Origin of the sequence: Micromonospora sp. NBC_01740, assembly GCF_035920365.1 — a bacterium.
Taxonomy (GTDB): Bacteria; Actinomycetota; Actinomycetes; order Mycobacteriales; family Micromonosporaceae; genus Micromonospora; species Micromonospora reichwaldensis.
This window is the reverse complement of the sequence record NZ_CP109150.1, coordinates 1549968-1571094: the sequence shown is the minus strand read 5'-3', so window position 1 is coordinate 1571094 and position 21127 is coordinate 1549968. Positions and strand designations below refer to the sequence as shown.

The 21127-nt window shown below is 71.8% G+C and carries 18 protein-coding genes, 1 tRNA gene, 1 pseudogene and 1 riboswitch; of the genes and pseudogenes, 11 read left to right on the top strand and 9 right to left on the bottom strand.

Annotation, left to right across the window (positions count from 1 at the left end):
* Position 1: 1 nt before the first annotated feature.
* From OG989_RS07535 to OG989_RS07515, 5 genes are read left to right on the top strand one after another with little or no spacing between them, the layout of a single operon-like run.
* Complete coding sequence (locus OG989_RS07535; RefSeq protein WP_327030084.1) at positions 2 to 193, top strand: hypothetical protein; 192 nt, start codon at positions 2 to 4, stop codon at positions 191 to 193.
* A complete protein-coding gene (locus tag OG989_RS07530; protein ID WP_327030083.1) occupies positions 190 to 765 on the top strand; it encodes a DUF2637 domain-containing protein in 576 nt (191 codons plus the stop codon). The genes OG989_RS07535 and OG989_RS07530 overlap by 4 nt, the downstream gene beginning before the upstream one ends.
* Positions 762 to 2591, top strand: coding sequence for a replication initiator (locus tag OG989_RS07525; protein WP_327030082.1), 1830 nt, complete (start codon positions 762 to 764; stop codon positions 2589 to 2591). Before OG989_RS07530 ends, OG989_RS07525 begins: the two co-directional genes overlap by 4 nt.
* A complete protein-coding gene (locus OG989_RS07520; protein WP_327031125.1) occupies positions 2584 to 2754 on the top strand; it encodes an excisionase family DNA-binding protein in 171 nt (56 codons plus the stop codon). Before OG989_RS07525 ends, OG989_RS07520 begins: the two co-directional genes overlap by 8 nt.
* Complete coding sequence (locus OG989_RS07515) at positions 2754 to 3950, top strand: tyrosine-type recombinase/integrase (RefSeq protein ID WP_327030081.1); 1197 nt, start codon at positions 2754 to 2756, stop codon at positions 3948 to 3950. Before OG989_RS07520 ends, OG989_RS07515 begins: the two co-directional genes overlap by 1 nt.
* 2 nt (positions 3951 to 3952) lie before the next feature.
* Here OG989_RS07515 and OG989_RS07510 read toward each other — a convergent pair whose 3' ends face one another.
* Together OG989_RS07510 and OG989_RS07505 are read right to left on the bottom strand one after the other, a co-directional pair.
* Positions 3953 to 4210: an e9imm peptide gene (locus tag OG989_RS07510; RefSeq protein ID WP_327030080.1), complete on the bottom strand. Its 258-nt coding sequence runs from the start codon at positions 4208 to 4210 to the stop codon at positions 3953 to 3955.
* 106 nt (positions 4211 to 4316) lie between these two features.
* Positions 4317 to 4390, bottom strand: a tRNA-Gly gene (locus OG989_RS07505).
* 423 nt (positions 4391 to 4813) lie between these two features.
* On the opposite strand from OG989_RS07505, the gene OG989_RS07500 reads away from it, so the two are divergent.
* On the top strand, positions 4814 to 5800 hold the full coding sequence (locus OG989_RS07500; RefSeq protein WP_151454352.1) for a zinc metalloprotease: 987 nt from the start codon (positions 4814 to 4816) through the stop codon (positions 5798 to 5800).
* A 140-nt stretch (positions 5801 to 5940) separates the two neighbouring features.
* On the opposite strand, the gene OG989_RS07495 is transcribed toward OG989_RS07500, so the two are convergent.
* Entirely contained in the window at positions 5941 to 6492 is a 552-nt protein-coding gene (locus tag OG989_RS07495) for a pyridoxamine 5'-phosphate oxidase family protein (protein ID WP_132235313.1), read from the bottom strand.
* A 78-nt stretch (positions 6493 to 6570) separates the two neighbouring features.
* Between OG989_RS07495 and dcd the strand changes: the two genes are divergently transcribed.
* Positions 6571 to 7149: a dCTP deaminase gene (gene dcd / locus OG989_RS07490; RefSeq protein WP_121397319.1), complete on the top strand. Its 579-nt coding sequence runs from the start codon at positions 6571 to 6573 to the stop codon at positions 7147 to 7149.
* A gap of 54 nt (positions 7150 to 7203) precedes the next feature.
* Here the strand turns inward: dcd and OG989_RS07485 are convergent, their stop codons facing one another.
* Complete coding sequence (locus OG989_RS07485; RefSeq protein WP_327030078.1) at positions 7204 to 8244, bottom strand: C40 family peptidase; 1041 nt, start codon at positions 8242 to 8244, stop codon at positions 7204 to 7206.
* A 12-nt stretch (positions 8245 to 8256) separates the two neighbouring features.
* Positions 8257 to 8390: riboswitch (cyclic di-AMP (ydaO/yuaA leader) on the bottom strand.
* Positions 8391 to 8628: 238 nt separating this feature from the next.
* Between OG989_RS07485 and OG989_RS07480 the strand changes: the two genes are divergently transcribed.
* On the top strand, positions 8629 to 10653 hold the full coding sequence (locus tag OG989_RS07480; RefSeq protein WP_327030077.1) for an N-acetylmuramoyl-L-alanine amidase: 2025 nt from the start codon (positions 8629 to 8631) through the stop codon (positions 10651 to 10653).
* 79 nt (positions 10654 to 10732) lie between these two features.
* Here OG989_RS07480 and OG989_RS07475 read toward each other — a convergent pair whose 3' ends face one another.
* The 3 genes from OG989_RS07475 to OG989_RS07465 form a co-directional block, all read right to left on the bottom strand.
* Complete coding sequence (locus OG989_RS07475; RefSeq protein ID WP_151454348.1) at positions 10733 to 11728, bottom strand: C40 family peptidase; 996 nt, start codon at positions 11726 to 11728, stop codon at positions 10733 to 10735.
* A gap of 144 nt (positions 11729 to 11872) precedes the next feature.
* Positions 11873 to 12916, bottom strand: coding sequence for a hemolysin family protein (locus tag OG989_RS07470; protein WP_151454347.1), 1044 nt, complete (start codon positions 12914 to 12916; stop codon positions 11873 to 11875).
* A complete protein-coding gene (locus OG989_RS07465) occupies positions 12909 to 14222 on the bottom strand; it encodes a hemolysin family protein (RefSeq protein ID WP_327031124.1) in 1314 nt (437 codons plus the stop codon). The genes OG989_RS07470 and OG989_RS07465 overlap by 8 nt, the downstream gene beginning before the upstream one ends.
* A 123-nt stretch (positions 14223 to 14345) precedes the next feature.
* On the opposite strand from OG989_RS07465, the gene OG989_RS07460 reads away from it, so the two are divergent.
* The gene (locus OG989_RS07460; RefSeq protein WP_327030076.1) at positions 14346 to 15023 is read left to right on the top strand and encodes a GOLPH3/VPS74 family protein; all 678 of its coding nucleotides are present in this window, start codon (positions 14346 to 14348) and stop codon (positions 15021 to 15023) included.
* A 61-nt stretch (positions 15024 to 15084) separates the two neighbouring features.
* Here the strand turns inward: OG989_RS07460 and OG989_RS07455 are convergent, their stop codons facing one another.
* Both OG989_RS07455 and OG989_RS07450 read right to left on the bottom strand, forming a co-directional pair.
* Complete coding sequence (locus tag OG989_RS07455; protein ID WP_327030075.1) at positions 15085 to 17304, bottom strand: (Fe-S)-binding protein; 2220 nt, start codon at positions 17302 to 17304, stop codon at positions 15085 to 15087.
* Between the two features lie 407 nt (positions 17305 to 17711).
* On the bottom strand, positions 17712 to 17975 hold the full coding sequence (locus tag OG989_RS07450) for a cell division protein CrgA (RefSeq protein ID WP_151454344.1): 264 nt from the start codon (positions 17973 to 17975) through the stop codon (positions 17712 to 17714).
* A 227-nt stretch (positions 17976 to 18202) separates the two neighbouring features.
* Here OG989_RS07450 and OG989_RS07445 point away from each other — a divergent pair, with 227 nt between their 5' ends.
* A complete protein-coding gene (locus OG989_RS07445; protein WP_151454343.1) occupies positions 18203 to 19009 on the top strand; it encodes a DUF881 domain-containing protein in 807 nt (268 codons plus the stop codon).
* Positions 19010 to 20115: 1106 nt separating this feature from the next.
* Positions 20116 to 21126, top strand: a pseudogene (locus OG989_RS07440) (class E sortase); the annotation flags it as partial.
* Between the last annotated feature and the right edge of the window lies 1 nt (position 21127).

The following is a 21127-nucleotide window of genomic DNA, read 5'->3' as shown; positions in this document are numbered from 1 at the left end:
CATGACCACCCTCACCCGCTTCATCAACCGGCTCCGGCGTCCGCTGCGCATCCAGCTCGTCGGCCCCGCCGACCAGACCGCCGCCGCCCTGCACGGCCTGGCGCAGATGGTCAACCGCCGACGCGACATGAACGACCGGCGCATCCGCATCGACGTCACCATCCGCGAGAAGCCGTTGGAGGAGTGGCGATGACCGAGCGCACCGAATCCGCAGTACGCCTGGTGATCCTGCTCGCCATCGGCACGATGGCAGGCGCCGCCGCCTTCACCCACGTTCACGACCTCTCCGTGGCCCACGGCCAACCGCACTGGATCGGCTGGGCCAACGCCGTAGCGGTCGAGCTGATGGCGATCTACCTCGGCCTAGAACTCCGCGCCCGCCGCCGTGCCCGCCGCCCGGTCGGCCTGGTCGCCTCGCTGCTCGTCGCGTTCGCTCTGCTGTCCCTCGCCGCCCAGGTCGCCGAAGCGGAATCCTCGGTGTGGGGCTGGATCGTGGCCGCCGTGCCGTCCCTGGCGTTCCTCGCCCTGGTGAAGGTCGTCCTGTCCAACGCCCCGGTCACCCCGCCGGCTCCCGAACCGGACCAACCCCAGACCTACTGGCACGAGGTGCCCGAGCAGGTCACCCCCGACCCCGAACCCCAGCGTCCGGCCGACCCCGTACCGCCGACTGTCCCGGCTCCGGCTGTCATCTCTGCCCCGGCGGCGGTGCTGCCTCCACGTGTCGTCCAGCCGAACCGGCCGCACGTCGTCGGGATCATCCGATGACGGCTGCGACCCTGCCCGGCCTCGCCCCCGCCGACCCGCCCCCGGTTGTTCCTCGGCCGGGGTCGCGGGCGGCCCGCATGGCGCTACCCCGCTCGGTCGACGTGCTGAAAGAGATCGCCGCTGAGTACGGCGTCTGCGTCCGCCCCCTGGCGATGCGCCGCACCGACCTCGACACCGGCCTGACCGAGGTCATCGACCTGCCCTGCGGGGCGACCCGTGAGGACAAGTGCGCGCCGTGCGCGAAGAAGAACCGCCGGCTGCGGCAGGCCCAGATCCGGGAGGGCTGGCACCGCGACGACGAGCCGCTACCCAGCCCGGAACCCGCGACCGAGGAACAGAAATCGCTGATCCTGCTCCGGGCACACTTCGAGTTCGCCCGGGACGAAGCATGCCGGGCCAGCCAGTACGACCAGGTCGCCGACCTCGACGAGGCCATCCGCGAGGTGGAAGAGGCCATCGCCGCTGAGGGCCTGCGCGGGCGCGTCGGGCCTCCCCACGGCAACGCCGACGAGGACTCCGACGATGAGCCCGGCCGCCGGCGCAAGCGCTCCACCAAGCGCCGCCAGGATGCCCCCGACCTGCCCCGGCGCAAGGTCGAGCGGCGCACCGTCGGCAAGACCTACACCGCCCCGGACGGGTCGACCTTCCGGCCGTCGATGTGGCTGACGCTCACCCTCGATTCGTACGGGCCGGTCCGCCCCGACGGCACCCCGGTCAACCCCGACCGGTACGACTACCGCCGTGCTGCCTGGGACGCCGTCCACTTCCCCCGCATGCTCGACCGGTTCTGGCAGAACCTGCGCCGCTGCGAAGGCTGGAACGTCCAGTACGCCGGCTGCGTCGAGCCGCAACGCCGACTCGCCCCACACGCGCACTTCGCCATCCGGGGCACCATCCCCCGCGACGTGCTGCGCACCGTGGCCGCCGCGACCTACCACCAGGTGTGGTGGCCGAGCGTGGATGTCCAGCGGTACACCCTCGACCGCCTCCCCGTCTGGGACGAGCAGGCTTCGGCTTGGGTCGACCCGGACACCCGCGAGCCCCTGACGACCTGGACGGAAGCACTCGACGACATCGACGACGACCCAGACGCCGAGCCCGTACACGTCGTCCGCTTCGGCGCCCAGGTCGACGCCCGCGGCGTCATGCCCGGCACCGCCGACGCAGAGCGCACCATCCGGTACGTCACGAAATACATCACCAAGCACACCGGCGACTGCCACAAGGCGACCACCGACCGGCAACGCAAGCACCTCGACCGGCTCTGGCACCAACTCCAACTCACCCCCTGCACCGACCGCTGCGCCAACTGGCTGCTCTACGGCGTCCAGCCGAAGAAGGCACACGCGAAACTCAAGCCGGGCCGCTGCAAGGGCAAGGTCCACCAGCGCGACACCCTCGGCATCGGCGGCCGGCGCATCCTCATCTCCCGCGACTGGTCCGGCAAGACCCTCGCCGACCACAAACACGACGCGCGGGCCTGGGTGCGTGCCCTGCTCGGCGCCACCACCGATAGCGGCGCGGCCGGCGAGACCGGGCAGCTCGTCGACGACCAGGGCACCACGCCCGAGCGGGTCCGGCACGCCTGGGAACTCGCCCGACCCGACGACCCCGACGTGGGACCGCTGTCCCACCGGCTCATGCGGTCGATCAGCGAACGGGCCCGCTGGCGCTCCGAACTGCTCGCCGCCAAGGATCGGGCCGCGCAGGGGTCCTCAGATCTTTCGGCAACTCAGCACGTGGCGTCACAGCACGACGGGGAGGAAGACCAGAGTGGACGAGGTCCTGACGATCGAGCAGGCGGCGGCCCGGATCAACATGAGTGAGCGCTACGTCCGTCGGCTGGTCGCCGAGCGGCGCATCCCGTTCCACAAGCTCGGCCGCAGCGTCCGCATCAAGGCAGCCGACCTGGCGGCACACGTCGAGTCCGGGCGGGTGGAGCCTCTGACCGCCTCGGGCGTGTGGCGCGATCTCCGGCGGGTGGCGTGATGGCGAACAAGGAAGGTCACCGCCGGTTCGGCAACGTCCGCAAGCTGCCGTCCGGTCGCTATCAGGCCCGCTACCTCGGCCCGGACGGGCAGATGCGCAACGCGCCGGAGACGTTCGCCCGCAAATCCGACGCGGACCGGTACCTCACCCTCGTCGAGGCGCAGATGGCGCGGCGGGAGTGGGTCGACCCGGAACGGACCAAGGTGAAGCTCGGCGACTACGCCCGGCGCTGGATCGACCAACGGCCTAACCTGCGGCCCCGGACGGTCCACCTGTATGGCTGGCTCCTGGACAAGCACATCGTGCCGTACCTCGGCGGGGTGGAGCTGGGGCAGCTGGACACCCCGATGGTCCGCGACTGGCGGGCGAAACTGCTCGGCAACGGCGTCTCGGAGAGCATGGCGGCCAAGGCGTACCGGCTGCTGCGCGCGGTGCTGATGACGGCGGTCAAGGAAGACGAGATCCTGACCCGCAACCCATGCCGCATCCCGGGCGCCGACCAGGAGAAGGCTGCGGAGCGGCCGGTGCTCACGCTCGCCCAGGTCTTCAAGCTGGCCGACATCGTGCCGCCCCGGTACCGCGCCCTGGTCCTCGTCACCACCTTCGGATGCCTGCGCTGGGGGGAGGTGGCCGCGCTGCAACGGCAGGACGTCGACACCGCCGCCGGCACTATCCGGGTACGGCAGGCGTACACCGAACAGCGCGGTGTCGGCCTGGTCCTCGGTCCGCCGAAGTCCCGGGCCAGCCGGCGCATGGTCAGCCTGCCACCGGCCGTCGTTGAGGTGGTCCGTGACCACCTGGCCGCAGAGGTCGACGACAACCCGGACGCGTTCGTCTTCACCACCGAGAGCGGGCGGCCGATCTGGCGTGGCAACCTGAACAAGCTCATCGGCTGGAAGGCGAGCGTCGCCCGGGTCGGGCAACCGCACCTTCACTTCCACGACCTGCGGCACACCGGGAACACCCTCGCCGCACGGACCGGGGCGAGCACTCGTGACCTAATGGCCCGTATGGGGCACGACTCGCCGCAGGCGGCCCTGATCTACCAACACGCGACGGCGGAAGCGGATCGGGCCATCGCCCAGGCGCTGCACGAGGCGATGCGCACGGAGCGCAAGCAGGCCAAGAAGTCGGCCAGCAAGGGCAAACGCGTGGACAAGGATGAGAAGAAGCGCAAGAAGCGCGGCGACAAGTGAGGTCAGGTGGTCGACGGCTCCGCCCATGGCCCGGATCGCATCTCGATCGGCTCGTGGGCAGTGGCTTGGTCGACGACCTCAGCTGCCGTCAGCTCGGGAACCGAGAAGATCAGGTCGGCGATGTCTGGACAGACAAGGCCGCGTTCCAGTTGATCCAGCAAGCTGTTCAGCTCAGCGTCGTCGATGTAACCGAGGCTCATGATCCGCTCGACGAGGACGATCGCCTCATCTCGGGTCAGCTTCGTAGGCAGGTGGCTCACCTCCCACGGGAGCTAATGGCACGCTAATGGCACGCCGTGTGATCGCTGGTCCATGCAACATCGAAGGCCCTGACCAGGACTCGCGTCCTGGCCAGGGCCTTCGCGTTGGAGCGGGTGACGGGAATCGAACCCGCACTGTCAGCTTGGGAAGCTGATGTTCTGCCATTGAACTACACCCGCAGGCGGCACCACTGTACCTGAGTCGTCACGACGCTGCACCCAGGTACCCCTCCGACACCACCAGGCGCCACGATCTTGGCAGCTAACGGCCCCCGGAGGGGCCTCAACTTACCAAGATCGCTCTGCGCCACCGCCCGCCGCCACCACGCCAGCCACGCCACCACCCCGCCGCGTCACCGTCAGCCACGAACCGCCCGGCCGCGTGACACGACGTGCCCGAGTCGCGCGTCGTGGTCCGGATCCGGACCGCGGGTCGTGTCCCGCGTCAAGCAACGTCGATGCGCGCCCAGCCGCTGCCAGGAAAATTTCCACCGCGGCAACATATGGCCATTCTCAAATTCATCGATGGGTTGTAACGTCTGCCCAACGTTCCAGTCACGGCGTGACATACCCCCTGTCGCGTCGCCAGAAAGAGGTGGGCCCATGGGACTCCGTCCCAACCTGCTGACCCGGCGTACGGCCGGCGTCGCGTCGACGACCCTCGCGCTGCTGCTCAGCACCGCCGCCGTGGGGGTCGTACCGGCCGCTTCGGCCTTCTCCGCCGCCCCGACCGAGGTCTGCGTCGAGCCGGCCGACGTCCACTCGGACGCCCGCGTCAAGCCGGGCAGCGGCGCCAAGCACGAGCCGAACGAGCTCACCCTCGCGGAGACCCGCGAGCGCGAGGCCGACATGGCCGCCGCGCTGCGCGAGCGGGCCCGGTTCCGTACCGGCGCCGGGGCCTCCACGATGGCCGCCGCCGTCACCATCCCGGTGGTGGTGCACGTGATCCAGGAGAACAGCACCCGGGCCGGCGGCAACATCCCCGACTCGATGGTCAACTCGCAGATCAACGTGCTGAACCAGTCGTTCAGCGGGGCCACCGGCGGCGCGTCCACCGCGTTCAGTTTCCAGCTCCAGAAGATCAACCGGGTGACGAACCCGTCCTGGTACCCGATCGTGCAGGGCTCCTCGGCGGAGCGGTCGATGAAGACCTCGCTGCGTACGGGCGGCAAGAACACCCTCAACATCTACCTGGGTGAGCTGAGCAACGGCCTGCTCGGCTGGGCGACCTTCCCGACCCGCAACCTCAACAGCATGGACGGCGTCGTCGTGCTGAGCGAGTCGCTGCCGGGCGGCACCGCCACCAACTACAACCAGGGCGACACGGGCACCCACGAGGTCGGCCACTGGCTGAACCTCTACCACACCTTCCAGGGTGGCTGCTCCGGCTCGGGCGACAGCGTCAGCGACACCGCTGCCGAGGCCTCGCCGGCCTCCGGCTGCCCGACCGGGCGGAACACCTGCACCGCGCCGGGCGTCGACCCGATCACCAACTTCATGGACTACAGCTACGACTCCTGCATGTACCAGTTCACCGCCGGGCAGGCCAGCCGCATGCTGACCGCCTGGAACGCGTACCGCGCGGCGTAGTTACGCCGTACGACTCCACAGGTGCCGGCCTCGCTCGACGGGGCCGGCACCGGCGTCTGTGCGGCCGGGCACGCGGGGGTCGGGCGGTGGTCACGGTGCGGCGCCCCGGAGGGGGACGGCCCGGGGCGCCGCACCGCGTCTCAGGCGGCGGGGCGGGCGGCGTGGTCGCCGACGCGCCCCGACCGGGTCTCGGGCACCAGCGCGGTGCCGGCGGCGGCCGCGCGGGGGTCGAGCCACACCTGGACGGCGGGCCGGCCGTGCCACTCGCTGGCGCCGCCCGCGACGCCGGACTCGCGGCGGGCCAGCATCGCCACATCGACGGTGAACTCGAAGACCCGCCAGTCGACCTGCGGCGCGGCCCGGTGGCTGCGGGCCAGCCGGGCGACCCGCGCCGGGTCGGTCACCGGCCGGGCGTGGCCGGCGACGTAGGCTTCGTCGTCGCTCTCCTCGGGCGGGAACGAATGCAGCGCGTAGCGGCCGTCGCGCTCCAGGTCGCGCCGCTTGGGCGAGTCGACGACGAAGCAGAAGAGCCCCTCGTCGGTGATCACCGGGGACACCGGGTGCACCCGGGGACCGCCGTCGGCGCGGACGGTGGCCAGGTAGCCGAAGCCCGGCCCGTACTGCTGCATGAGGAGGCGGATCCCGTCGGCGAGGCGGGGCTCGTCGGCGGCGAATTCGGACCAGGAAGCCATGCCGGCATTCTATCGAACAATTGTACGAAGATGCACTCCGACACGCAGGTCACGCGTGTCGGTCGCTAAGGTGTGCGGATGCTGCTCTCCGACCGCGACCTGGCCTCCGAGATCGAGGCGGGAACGCTCGCGCTGGAGCCGTTCGAGCCCGCGCTGGTGCAACCGTCCAGCATCGACGTACGCCTGGACAAGCTCTTCCGGGTCTTCAACAACCACCTCTACACCCACATCGACCCCGCGCAGCAGCAGGACGACCTCACGTCGATGGTCGAGGTGCCCGAGGGCGAGCCGTACGTGCTGCATCCGGGCGAGTTCGTGCTCGCCTCGACGCTGGAGGTGATCACGCTCGGCGACCAGCTCGCCGGCCGCCTGGAGGGGAAGAGCTCACTGGGCCGACTGGGCCTGCTCACCCACTCCACGGCGGGCTTCATCGACCCGGGCTTCTCCGGTCACGTGACCCTCGAACTGTCCAACGTCGCCAATCTGCCGATCACCCTCTGGCCGGGCATGAAGATCGGTCAGCTCTGCATCTTCCGGCTCTCGTCGCCGGCGCAGCACCCGTACGGCTCGGCCGTCTACGGCTCGCGCTACCAGGGGCAGCGCGGCCCGACCCCGAGCCGCTCCTGGCAGCACTGGCGCACCTGGCCCACCCGCTGACCCGACCTGCGTGCCTGCGGAGGGCCCCCGCCGGGCAGGGGCCCTCCGCGTGCCTCAGCCGGGTCGGCCGTAGCTGTGGATCGGGCCGTCGTCGACCTTCTTCATCTTGATCGGCACCCCGGCGCGGGAGGCGTGCACCACCCAGCCCCCGCCGACGTACATGCCGACGTGGTGCAGGTCGCTGTAGTAGAAGACGAGGTCACCGGGGCGCAGCTCGCCCCGGCTCACGGACGCCGTGGCCCGGCGCTGCTGCGCGGCGTTGTGCGGCAGCGACACCCCCGCCTTCGCCCAGGCGGCGAGCATCAGGCCGGAGCAGTCGTACGAGTTCGGCCCCTCGGCGCCCCAGACGTAGGGCTTGCCGATCTGCGCGCAGGCGAACTTCACGGCGGTGCCGGCCGGGCCGCCGGGATAGCCGGCCGGGCAGGGGGCGGGACGCAGCGGCCCGCCGCCGCCGTTGCCGTAGACCCGCAGCCGTAGCTTCTGCAACCGGTCGATCTCGGCGTTGATCTGCTTCTTCTTCGCCGCGAGCTGGGCCTCGGTGCGGCTGAGCTGGACGACCATCTCGTCCAGCGGCGCCTTCTTGGCGGCCAGCCGGTCGCGCAACTCGGCGACCTGCCGCACGTCCTGCTGCTGGTGCTGGGCGAACTGGTCGAGCAGTTCGAGCTGCCCGATCATCTCGCTCGGCGAGCGGCTGCCCAGCAGGGCGTTGACGGCGGAGACGTTCTCGCCCTTGTAGGCGCGGGCTGCCAGCGCGCCGACCTTCTCCATCGCCTGGTCGACCTGCTTCTCCAGCGGCCCGATCTGCGCGGCGAGCGCGTCGGCCTGCTTGCGCCTGGCGGTCAGGTCCTGGCGGGTGGCGTTGTGCCGTTCGATGATCGGTTCGAGCTTGTTCCAGTCCTCGTCGATCTGCCGCTCGATCTCGGCGACCGTCGGTTCGGCGTGGGCCGCCGTGGCGCCGCCGGTCAGGACGACGGCGAACGCGGCCAGGGCGGCGAGGGCGGTGGTGCAGCGGTACCAGCGTGGGCGCGGCGCAGCCGTCACCGGGTCGGCGAGGGCCGACCGGGCCGACGGTGGCCGCGGGGCATGGTGTGCCACCGGGCTTCGTACTCCTTCTTCCGTACCGCCTACCGGGTTAGCTGACGGGTTCGGGCGGGAAGGGGCGCCCTACCGCAGGACTGCGGATTCACCCCGGGGAACCTGGGTCCCCGGCTCGCTCGGGAGCGACTCGGCGGTGTCGGACCGTCACCGCCCTGGTTGGACGGAATGTCACCGGCCGACGAATGACCAGAGTAGAGACGACCGTTATCGATCCGCAACCCTACGGGCAGTGACACTCCGTACCCACCCGGATCGGGCGGATCCGCAACCCGGGCGACGAAGATTTTCTTCCTTCTGAAGTGTCTGACGGAAAGGTATTGACCAGAGGCGGCGGGCGGGGCGAAGGTGACCCCACCTTTGCCCGTCCGAACTGGGGGTCTGATGCACCTGTCAGCGACATCGAGGAGCAGACGCGTCCTGCTGGCCGCCGCCGTGGCCGCCGCCATGGCGGCGACGCCGCTCACCGCCGCCGGATCCGCCGCCGCGGCAGCGCCGGTGAACGACCGGCAGCAGCAGTACGCCGCCGCGGCCGCCGAGTACGGCGTACCTGAGAGCGTCCTGCTCGGGGTCTCCTACCTGCAGTCCCGCTGGGACACCAACGCCGGCACGCCGAGCACCAGCGGCGGCTACGGACCGATGCACCTCACCGACGCCGAGCACGTCACCGCCCTCGCCGGCGGCACGCACCACGACGAGGGCACCGAGGACCCGCGCGGCGACGACTCCCGCCCGTCCCTGGCCGAGGCGGGCGAGCCGCCGGCCGCCACGCCGCCCGCCGAGGCCGCGCTGCGGACCGTCGACGCCGCCGCCGAGTTGACCGGCGCCAGCGAGGAGTCGCTGCGGACGGACGTCACGGCGAACATCCGGGGCGGCGCGGCGCTGCTGGCCGCGTACCAGAAGGAGATCGGCGCCCCGGTCGGCGCCGGCACCGACCCGGCGGCCTGGTACGGCGCGGTGGCCCGGTACTCCGGCGCGGACAGCGCCGACGCCGCGGCGGCCTTCGCCAACGAGGTGTACGCCACCATCGCCACGGGCGACAGCCGGGTGACCGACGACGGGCAGCGGGTCACGCTGGCCGGCCGGGCGGTCCAGCCGGACCGCTCCTGGCTGGACCGGCTGCGCCTGCGCAAGCTCGCCCGGCCGGACGGGCTGGAGTGCCCGAGCGACATCTCCTGCGAGTGGATCCCGGCGCCGTACGAGAACTACGGCCCCACCCTGGGCGACTACGGCAACCACGACCTGGGCAACCGTCCCACCCAGCAGAAGATCGAGTACATCGTCATCCACGACACCGAGGGCTACTTCGGCCCCAGCGTCAACCTGGTCAAGGACCCGAAGCGGGTGGGTTGGCACTACACCCTGCGCTCGGTGGACGGGCACATCGCCCAGCACATCAAGACCAAGAACGTCGGCTGGCACGCCGGCAACTGGTACGTGAACGCCAAGTCCATCGGCCTCGAACACGAGGGCTTCGCCGGGCACGGCACCTGGTACACCGAGGCGATGTACCGCACCTCCGCCAAGCTGGTCCGCCACCTGGCGCGGGCGTACAACATCCCGCTGGACCGCAACCACATCATCGGGCACGACAACGTCCCCGGCACCGTCGCCGCGAACGTGCGCGGCATGCACTGGGACCCGGGACCGTACTGGGACTGGTCGCACTACTTCGACCTGCTGAAGGCGCCGTTCAAGTCGACCGGCACGCACCGAACCGGGCTGGTCACCATCGACCCGGACTTCGCCACCAACCAGCCGCCGTTCACCGGCTGCAACCGGCAGCCTCCGGGCGTGCCGAACCCGCCCCCGGCGACGGCCCCCTGCCCGCTGCGCGGCTCCTCCGCGCTGTTCCTGCACAACGCCCCGAGCCACGACGCGCCGCTGGTCAACGACATCGCGCTGCGGCCCGACGGCACCCCGAACACCACGTACGTCTCCGACCACGGCGCCCGCGTCTCGGCCGGCCAGACGTACGCGCTTGCCGAGGTGCAGGGCGACTGGACCGCGATCTGGTACCTCGGCCAGAAGGGGTGGTTCCACAACCCGGCCGCCAAGCCGACGGCGAAGTGGACCGTCGGGTTCGTGGTGACCCCGAAGGCCGGTAAGGCCACCATCCCGGTGTACGGCCGGGCCTACCCGGAGCAGGCCGCGTACCCGGAGGGCGTGCCGTACCAGGCGATCTCGCCGCTGCAGTACACGCTCTCGGCCGGCCAGCGGTACGCCGTCGGCAACCTGCTCCCCGGCGAGTACTACCGGGCCACCACGTTCGACGGCTCCGCTCCCCACGACCAGACGGTCGTCCGGGGCGACAACAGGTACGTGCAGGTCCAGTTCGGTCACCGGATCATGTACGTCAACCTGGACGACGTGAACCTGGTGCCGTCCCCGCTGGGCGCGCCCCGCTGATCCCACCGCACGACGAGGGCCCCCGGTCGATCCGACCGGGGGCCCTCGTGTCGTTGCGGGTGCGGGACGAACTGGCCCGTCAGGGCCGGCGGAACCCGGCCACCGGCATCGTGTTGATGCTGGAGACGTTTACCGGTTTGCCGGCCCGCGGCGCGTGCACCATCTTGTCGTTGCCGAGGTAGAGGCCGACGTGACTCAGGTCGGACTTGAAGAAGACCAGGTCACCCGGGCGCGCCTCGGAGCGTGGGATGGCCTTGCCCTCGTTCCACTGCGCACCCGTGAAGTGCGTCAGGTGGACCCCCGCCGCCTTGTAGGCGTACTGGGTGAGACCGGAGCAGTCGAACGAGTTCGGGCCGGTGGCACCCCAGACGTACGGGTCGCCGACCTGCGCGCAGGCGGTCCGGATCGCGGTGCGGGCCTTCTCGCTGACCACGCCGTTGATGGTCGGGCACTTCTCCGTCTTGACCGTCGTCACCGGCATCGACGCCTCGAGCTTCTTGATGTCGGCGTCGATCTGCTTCTTCTTCGCGGCCAGGTCGTTCTGCTGCTTCGTCTGCGACACGATGAGCGTGTCGAGCTTCTGCTTCTCCGTGTCGTACTTCTGGCGGACCCGGGTCACGCCCTCGAGCTGCTTGCGCTCCTGCGCGGCCAGCCGGTCCAGCAGCGTCAGCTGCTCGGTCAGCGTGTCGGGCTTGGCGCTGACCAGCAGCGCGCCGATGTCGTGGGACGGGCCGGAGATGTAGTAACGGGAGGCGAGATCGCCGACCCGGTCCATCGCCAGCTCGCTCTCCAGCGCCAACGGCTGGATCTTCTTCTGCAGGTCCTCCGACTTCTTGCGGTTGACCTTCAGCTGCGCCCGCACCTTGTTGTACTGCTCGATGGTGGGCTCGAGCTGCTCCCACTTCTGGTCGATCGCGGCCTCGATCTCGTCGACCGAGGGCTCGGCGTGGGCGGGCGCGGCCAGCATGCCGGCGCCGACCGCCGCCGCGGCGACCAGGGTGAGCAGACGGTGGGCGACCCTGCGCAGGCCACCCGGACGAGCAGACCGTCCCGGTGCGTGACGATGAGGGGGCATGGTTGCCACCGGCACCGACTCCTTTTGCAACCCGGCCGCTTGGCGCCTCGCGCGAGGGAAGAGGGGCGAGACAGACGACCCACAGCGGCCGGTGCCCAACATTAGGGAAGGCCGGCAGCGGAATCAAGGCGATCGAGGGCCACTTCACGCCTGCGCAACCGCTTGCGTACCAAGGGTGTCGGCCCGCCTGCCGACGATCGCAGTCAATACGTCGTCGAGCGTGACCACCCCGAGGGGGCGGCGACCGTCGCTGACCAGCACCATGTGCCGCCGCTCCCGGCGCATCGACAGCAACAGGTCGGCGAGCGTACGGTCCGGCGGCACCACCGCCAACGGCCGGTAGACGTCCGCCGGCACGGGGGCCCGCCGGCTCGCGCCCGCGTACCCGAGCACGTCCTTGACGTGCACGAAGCCGAGCACCCGGCGGGTGTGTCGCTGCACCACCGGGAAGCGGGACCGCCCCGTCAGGGTGGCCAGCACCTCCAGCGAGGCGGGCGAGACGTCCTCGGCCACCGTGGTCACCGTGGACCACGGTTGCAGGGCGTCGGCGGCCGTCCGGCTGTGCAACGCGAGCGCGCCCGTGATCCGGGCGTGCTCCTCCGCGTCGAGCAGCCCCTCCGTACGCGCCTGCGACACCAGCCCGGCCAGCTCCTCGGCGGTGAAGACCGTCTTCACGGCCTCGGCCGCCTCGACCCGCCACAGTCCCAGCACCCGGCGCGACGCCCACTTCATCGCCACCAGCAGCGGCTTGGTGGCCAGGCAGAACGCCAGCATCGCCGGCCCCAGCCAGAGCGCCGACGGCTCCGGCCCGGCCAGGGTGATGTTCTTCGGCACCATCTCGCCGACCACGGTGTGCAGGAAGACCACCACCCCGAGGGCGAGCACGAAGGCCACCGGGTGGACCACCCCCTCCGGCAGCCGCGCCGCGCGGAACGCCGGCTCCAGCAGGTGCGCGAGGGCGGGCTCGGCGATCGCGCCCAGCCCCAGCGAACAGATGGTGATCCCGAGCTGCGCCCCGGCGATCATCAGCGGGATCTGGTTCATCGCCGACAACGCCCAGCGGGCCCGCTTCGAGCCGGCCGCCAACGGCTCGACCACCGTGCGCCGGGACGCGATCAGCGCGAACTCGCTGCCCACGAAGAACGCGTTGCCGAGCAGCAGCGCGACGGTGACCAACAGCTCAGGCATCGCCGTCCGGCTCCTCGGGACGGAGCACCCGGACCTGCTCGATCCGGTGCCGCTCGACCTCCACGACGGTGAACTCGAAGCCCGACTCGTCGACCGTCTCGCCCGCGAGCGGAATGTGCCCCAGCCGGGCCATCAGGAACCCGGCGAGCGTCTCGTACGGCCCCTCGGGCAGCCGGAAGCCGGTCTGCTCCGCCAGCTCGTCGGAGCGCAGCACCCCGTCGACGAGGACCGTCCGCTCCCCGCCCGGCACCCTCAGCCCGACCGCGCCGGCGTCGTCCACCGCGGCCGGGTCGAACTCGTCGGCGATCTCCCCGACCAGCTCCTCCACGAGGTCCTCCGTGGTGACCACGCCGTCGGTGCCGCCGTACTCGTCGACGACGATGGCGAGGTCGGCACCCGCGCTGCCGAGTGCGGCCAGTACGCCGTCGAGGTCCAGGCTCTCCGGCACGTACACCGGTTCGCGGGCCACCGACCCGACCGTGGTCGAGCCGCGCAGGGCCAGCGGCACGCCCAGCGCGTCCGGCACCCCGGCGACGCCGGTCACCAGGTCGAGGGTCTCCTCGTACACCGGGAACCGGGTCCGCCCGGTCCGGCGGGACAGCGCCAGCAGCTCCGCCACGGTGGCGGTGGCCCGCAGCGCGACGACGTCGACCCGCGGGGTCATCGCCTCGGCGGCCCGCTTGTCGCCGAACCGGATGGTCCGGCGCAGCAGCATGGCGGTGTCCGGCGGCAGCGCCCCGGCCCGCGCCGAGATGGCCGCCAGCAGCCCCAGCTCCTCCGGCGAGCGGGCGCTGGCCAGTTCCTCCTGCGGCTCCACGCCCAGCAGCCGGACGAGGCGGTTCGCCGAGTCGTTCAGCGCCCGGATCAGCCAGCCGAAGGCGCGGGAGAAGGCGCGCATCGGGCCGGCGGTCGCGAGGGCGGTGGGCATCGGCCGGGCCAGCGCGAGGTTCTTCGGCACCAGTTCGCCGAAGAGCATGGAGAGCAGGGTGGCCAGGGCCAGGGCGAGGAACGGGGTGAACCGGCCGGCGGCGTCCCCGGCGACCGGCCGCAGCAGCGGGGTGAAGAGGCGGGCCAGTGCGGGCTCGGCCAGGTAGCCCGTGAGCAGCGCGGTGAGGGTGATGCCGAGCTGCGCCCCGGAGAGCTGGAAGGAGAGCTCCCGCAGCGTCCGGCGTACGGTCGCGGCCCGGTTGTCACCTGCGGTCGCCCGCCGCTCGATCTCGGGGCGGTCCACCGTGACCAGGGCGAACTCGGCCGCGACGAAGAACGCGTTGCCGCCGGTCAGCAGCACGAAGCCGACCAGGGGCAGCAGCGTGGTCAGCAGCAGGCCATCGATGGTCGTCTCACCTCGGCGAAATTCTCGCACGGGCGGCGGCCCCGGTCACGGGCGGAAGATCTGCCGGGCTCGCCGGCCCCGGCTACCGTCGGGTGCATGGCCCCGCTCACGCTCGCCCACGAACTCGCCCTGCTCGGCTACGACGACGCGGGCGTCAACCGGCTCGGCCGGCCCACGCTCGACTACGGCCTGGCCGGCGCCCTGCTGCTGGAGTTGACACTCGCCGGTCGGGTCGAGGTCGCCGACGACCGGCTCGTGGTGACCGATCCGACCCCCGTCGGGCAGCGGCAGCTCGACGACGCGCTGACCCGGATCGCCACCGAGCCGAAGCGGCGCAAGCCGAAGGACTGGGTCAGCCGGCTCGCCAAGGACCTGCCCGAGCAGGTGCTGGACGGGCTGGTCACCGCCGGTGTGCTGCGCCGCGACTCGGACAAGGTGCTGTGGGTCTTTCCGCGTACCCGCTATCCGTCCACCACCGGCGCGGAGCCGGCGGTGGAGACGCAGGCCCGGCAGCGGATGGTCGCCGCCGTGGCCGCGGACGGCCCGGTGGACGGGCGGACGGCCGCGCTCATCGGCCTCGTCCGGGCCGTCGGCCTGGACCGCAAGCTCTTCGCGGAGCTGCCGAAGGAGCACGTCAAGCGCCGGCTGACCGAGATCGCCGCCGGGGACTGGGCGTCCGCCGCCACGAAGAAGGCGATCGAGGAGATCCAGGCGGTCATCCTGATCACGACCACCACGGCCGTCACCACCACGATCATCACCACGACCTCCTGAACGACGACGGCGGCGGCACCGGGGGGGTGCCGCCGCCGTCGGGCGTCGCAGGGGGTACGCGTCAGCCGGCCGCCGGCGCCCGCTCGGTGTCGCCCGGCGCCTGCTCGGGCTTGACCGAGCGGAGCAGCACGCTGGCCACGTCGACGACCTCGACCTGCTCGCCGGCGCCCTTGCCGTTCACCCCGTCGTTGAGCATCGTCGAGCAGAACGGGCAGCCGACGGCGACCGTCTTCGCCCCGGTGGACATGGCCTCCTCGACCCGGTCCACGTTGATCCGCTTGCCGATCTTCTCCTCCATCCACATCCGGGCGCCGCCGGCGCCGCAGCAGAAGGAGCGCTCGCTGTTGCGCGGCATCTCGATGAGGCCGCCGTCGCCGCTCGCGCCGTCCCCGCCGGCGATGGCGCTGCCGAGCACCTCACGCGGCGGGGCGAAGACCCGGTTGTGCCGGCCCAGGTAGCAGGGGTCGTGGTAGGTCACGCCACCGTCGACCGGCTGCACCGGGGTGAGCTTGCCGGTGGCGACCAGGTGCGCCAGGAGCTGGGTGTGGTGGACCACCTCGAACTCGCCGCCGAGCTGGCCGTACTCGTTGCCGAGGGTGTTGAAGCAGTGCGGGCAGGTCGCGACGATCTTCCGCTTGCTCTTCTCCCGGCCCTCGAACGCCTCGTTGAGGGTCTCGACGTTCTGCTGGGCGAGCATCTGGAAGACGAACTCGTTGCCGATGCGGCGGGCCGGGTCGCCGGAGCAGGTCTCGCCCTCGCCGAGGATCGCGAACTTCACGCCCGCCTCGTTGAGCAGCGTGGCGACCGCCCGGGTGGTCTTCTTGGCCCGGTCCTCGAACGCGCCGGCGCAGCCGACCCAGAAGAGGTACTCGAAGTCGTCGACCTCGCCGACCCGCGGCACCTCGAAGTCCAGGCCCTTGGTCCAGTCCTCGCGGGTGTTCTGCGGGGCGCCCCACGGGTTGCCCTTGTTCTCCAGGTTGCGCAGCATCACGCCGGCCTCCGACGGGAAGCTCGACTCGATGAGCACCTGGTAGCGGCGCATGTCGACGATGTGGTCGACGTGCTCGATGTCGACCGGGCACTGCTCGACGCAGGCACCGCAGGTGGTGCAGGACCAGAGCACGTCCGGGTCGATGATGCCGCCTTCCTCGGCGGTGCCGATCAGCGGCTTCTCGGCCTCGGCGAGCGCGAGGACGTCCATGTGGGCGAGCTGGGCGGCGGTGGCCTTCTCCTCGCCGGTCAGGTCCTTGCCGCCGCCGGCCAGCAGGTACGGCGCCTTCGCGTACGCGTGGTCGCGCAGGCTGAGCACCAGCAGCTTCGGGGACAGCGGCTTGCCGGTGTTCCAGGCCGGGCACTGCGACTGGCAGCGGCCGCACTCGGTGCAGGTGCTGAAGTCCAGCAGGCCCTTCCAGGTGAACTGCTCGACCTGGGCGACCCCGAACTGGTCCTTCTCGGGGTCGGCCTCCTCGAAGTCCAGCGGCTTGCCCTGGCTCGTCATGGGGCGCAGGGCGCCGAGGCCGGAGACGTTGGCGCCCGGGTCACGCTTGAAGAAGATGTTGAAGAAGGCCAGGAAGCGGTGCCAGGCAACGCCCATGGTGACGTTCAGCGAGATCACGATGAGCCAGGTCATCGAGATGACGATCTTGATCAGTGCGGCGACGCTGACGCCGGCCGCCCAGTTCGGCAGCACCCCGCCGACGGCGTGGCTGAGCGGGGCGGCCCAGACCGGGTACTCGAAGTGGTCGGTGGCGACCTTGAAGCCCCGGATGACGAAGCCCATGATCAGTACGGCGAGGATGATGCCCTCGACGAAGTAGCCCTGCCACATGGTCGAGCCGGTGAACCGGGACTTCCCGCCCGGCCGGGTGGGCCGGTTGCGGAGCCGGATCGCGATCAGCACCAGGATGCTGACGATGCCCAGGATCGCGAGCCACTCGGTGACCAGCCCGTAGATCGCCCAGTTGCCGACCAGCGGCAGCCCGCCGGTCGGGGAGACGACCTCGAAGTACGCCTCCAGCACCAGCAGCGACAGCACGATGAAGCCGACCATCACGAACCAGTGCGCCGCACCCACCACGCTCCAGCGGAGCATGCGGGTGTGGCCGGCGGTCTCGGCCAGCATCGTCTTCGTGCGGGTGCCCGGGTCACCGAAGCGGGTCGGGTCCGGCTGACCCAGCCGGATGACGGCCACCATCTTCATGACCGCGCGTACCGCAAGCCACACCGCCACGGCGGTGATGGCGAACGCGAGGATCGTGGTGACGATCTGGACGCTGCCCATCGAGTTGGCCTCCCGGTCTGCTGCCTGTCGAGCGGCTCGGCGACCGGGGCCCGGGTCAGGGCACGACCGGCGAGCAACAGCTGCCGCACCCTCGACCGGACCGGTCGATGACCTCGCTCCGCTCGGTCATGCAGTGCAGCCTACGCGCAAGGTTACCCAGGAGTAACGTGAGTCATCTCGCACCGGGCCGCGCCGCCCTGCGCACACCTTAGGGCGAAGACACCCCAACCGCCGGGTAGGGGTTCCACCGAGTGACATGGATTGCCACCCACCGGCCGGGGCCGGACGGCGTCGACGGCAGGGCTGACCGCGCCCGGACGACCCCGCCGCCGGTCCGGCGGCGGGGGTGCGGCGCTCAGCGCCGACGAGTGAGCGGGACGCTCAGCGCCGGCAGGTGAGCGGGACGCTCAGCGCCAGCGGGAGAGCAGGATCAGGGAGGCGACCATCGCGCCGAAGCCCACCGCGAGGTTCCAGTAACCCCACGACATGACCGGGTACTCCTGCTCGGAGAGGTAGTAGATCACCAGCCAGCCGATGCCGAAGACGATGAGGGCGACCGCCGAGACCGGGAGCCACACCGGGCTAGGCTTGCGCGTCGCCGCCGTCGCCGTCGGACGGACGTCCGTCGGCGGGGTGTACACCTTCTTCTTGCGAACCTGAGACTTGGGCACGACGCTCTCCAGAGGGGTTACGACCTCGTCCGGCCTGACAACCGGGCGCGGGGGCGACGGTCCATGGCCAATAATGTTCGACAGCTAGCGTAGTCCCGAAGGCCCGTCCAATCCACGAATGGGGCGAGGCCAGTGCACGGAGTGACCGAAAAAGGCGGGACTGTTCGGGTCGCCGCGGCGGCTCGCGCCTCCGCGGGCTGAACCAGACGACGGGGAAGGAACGCTCGGTGGAGTACACATCCGGCGCGGCCTCCTGGCAGAAGGTGCTCCGGCGGGCGGTCGCCGGGCTGCTGCCTCGACGCCCGCGGCAGCGACGACCGGGCTGGTCGATCGGGGTGCCGCTGATCGCCGCCGCGGCCGGGCTGCTCTTCACCACCACGGCGACCACCGCGGGCGGCACCGCCCTGCGCGAGGACCGCCGCCCCCAGCTCAACCAGTTGATCGAGGACCGGCGCGCGGAGGTGGCGGCCAGCGAGCGGCGGGCGTCCGACCTGCGCGCCGAGGTCGAGGGCCGCACCAGCGCCCTGGCCAGCTCCGACGGGCCGATCAGGGAACAGCAGGACCGGGCCGCCGCCAGCCGGGCGGACGCCGGCTTCACCGCGCTCGCCGGCTCCGGGGTGACGGTGGAACTCGACGACGCGCCCCGGCGCAACGACGGCACGCTGCCCGCCGGGGCCACCAACGACGACCTGGTCGTCCACCAGGGAGACGTGCAGGCGGTGGTGAACGCCCTCTGGGCGGGTGGCGCCGAGGCCATGTCCATCATGAACGTCCGCGTGCTGTCGACCAGCGCGGTACGCTGCGTGGGTAACACCCTGCTGCTGCACGGCCGGGTGTACTCCCCACCATTCAAGATCGTAGCAATCGGCGACCCCGCTGCCCTGCAGCAGGCCCTCGCCGACTCACAGGGAGTCCGGTTGTTCAGGGACCTGGTCGACGACTACAAGCTCGGTTACAAGGAGACCGTCTCCTCGGTGACCGTGCCGGCGTTCGAGGACTCGACCACGCTGCGCTCGGCGACGGTGCCCAGGTGAACCGCGTACCGGACGACCGGCCCGAGGACCGCGACGGCCGTCACCGCGACCAGGACGACGGGCCGACCGCCTTCCTGCCCAAGGTCGACCGGCCAGGGCCCGCCCCGGCCCGCCCGACCCCGGCCGGCGCCTGGCCGGAGCCCACGCTCCCGCCCCGCTCCCCGGCTCCCCGTCCGCCCCACGGGCCCGACCCGGCCGCCGGCGACGCTCGCGCGCCTGCCGGCCCCTCCGCCGGATGGTCTCGCGCCACGCCCGACCCGACCCGCCCGGCACCGGAGCCCGGCCGTCCCGCGAACCTCGGCCATTTCCCGCCGAGCGCCGACCCGACCCGCTCCGCCGGCAGCCCCGCCCGGCCCACCGAGCCCGGCCGTCCCGGTCCGGCGGACCACGGCCGTCCCTGGCCCGCCAACTTCGGGCGGCCCGGCTCCGCCGACTCCGACCGGCGCGGCCCTGTCGACCCCGGTCGCCCCGGTCCTGCCGAGCCCGGCCGCCCCGGTCCTGCCGAGCCTGGCCGCTCCGGTCCTGCCGACTTCGGCCGCGAGGAGACCACGGACTTCGGCCGCCTTGGGCCCGCCGAATCCGACCGGCGCGGGTCCGGCTTCGACCGGCATGGGTCCGGCTTCGACCGGCATGGGTCCGGCTTCGACCGGCGCGGGTCCGGCGACCTCGGCCGCCCAGCGCCTTCGCGCTACGACCGGCTCGCTGACCTCGGCCACTCCCGGCCCGCTGACTTCGACCGCTCCCGGCCCGCCGATGCCGATCGTTCCCGGCCCGCCGACTTCGATCGGCGTGGAGGCGGCGACTTCGACCGGCCCGACCCTGCCGACTTCGGTCGGCCGGGGCCCGCCGACCGTCGGCCGGAGCCCGCCGACCTCCGCCATGTCAGCCCGACCGATTCCGGCCCGTCCGCCCGGGCCGGTGCCGGCGGGCCAGCGCCGTGGCCCGGTGCCGGCCCGGTCCGGCCGGCCACCCCACCGCACCCCGCGTCGCCGTCCGACGATCTCCGGCTGCCGGGCGCCACCGGGGCCACCGGTCCCGGCGGCGACCGCTCCGTCCGTCCGCCGGTCGATCGGGCCGCCGCCAGGGAAGGCCGGCCGGCCGCCGACGCGCCGACCGCCTTCATCCCGAAGGTGGGCGCGTCGGCCAACGGCCCGTCGACCCCGGTCTCCCCGGCCGGCCCGGGCCGCGACGTCGATCCCGGGGCCACCGCCCTGATCCCGGCCGTCTCCGGGCGTACGCCGACCGCCCCGGCCGCGCTCGTCGAGTCGACCGCCCTGATGGGCGCGGTGCCGCGTCCTCCGAAGACGGACGAGCCGGAGGGCTCCGACACTCCCGCCGAGCAGCCTCGGCCACGCCGGGGCGAGCGGGTGGTCCAGTTGCGCCCGGAGCAGACCGGTGAGGGCTACAAGAGCGTCTACTCGGAGCTCACCCGGCCGTCGCTGGGCTCCCGGCTGCGTACCGGCATCCGGGTCAGCGGCGAACTGCTGATCACCTTCGGCCTGGTGGTGCTGCTCTTCGCCGGCTACGAGGTCTGGGGCAAGTCCGCGATCGTCGACGCGCACCAGAACGACCTCAGCCAGCAACTGGCGCAGGCCTGGGGCCCCGAGGGCGACCCGACTGTGGCACCGTCCGCCAGCGCGTCCGCCAAGCCGAAGCCGCCCGTGCAGGGCAAGCCCATCGCCGGGCTCTACATCCCCAAGCTCGACAAGAACTGGGTCGTCGTCGAGGGTGTCACCCAGAAGGACATCCGGTACGCGCCGGGCCACTACCCCTCCAGCGCCCTGCCGGGCCAGGTCGGCAACTTCTCCGTCGCCGGGCACCGCAACCGGGCCACCTTCTGGCGGCTCGACGAGCTGAACGACGGGGACGCCATCGTGGTGGAGGGCAAGACCGACTGGCACGTCTACAAGGTGACCCAGAGCCGGATCGTCAAGCCCACCCAGGTCGAGGTCGTGGCGCCCGTGCCGGGCAAGCCCGGGCAGAAGCCGACCAGGTCGATGCTCACCCTGACCACCTGCAACCCGAAGTTCGACAACTACCAACGCCTGATCATCCACGCCGAGCTGACGCGCAGTCAGCCGAAGTCGGCGGGGCGCCCGGCGGAACTGGGGGCCTGAC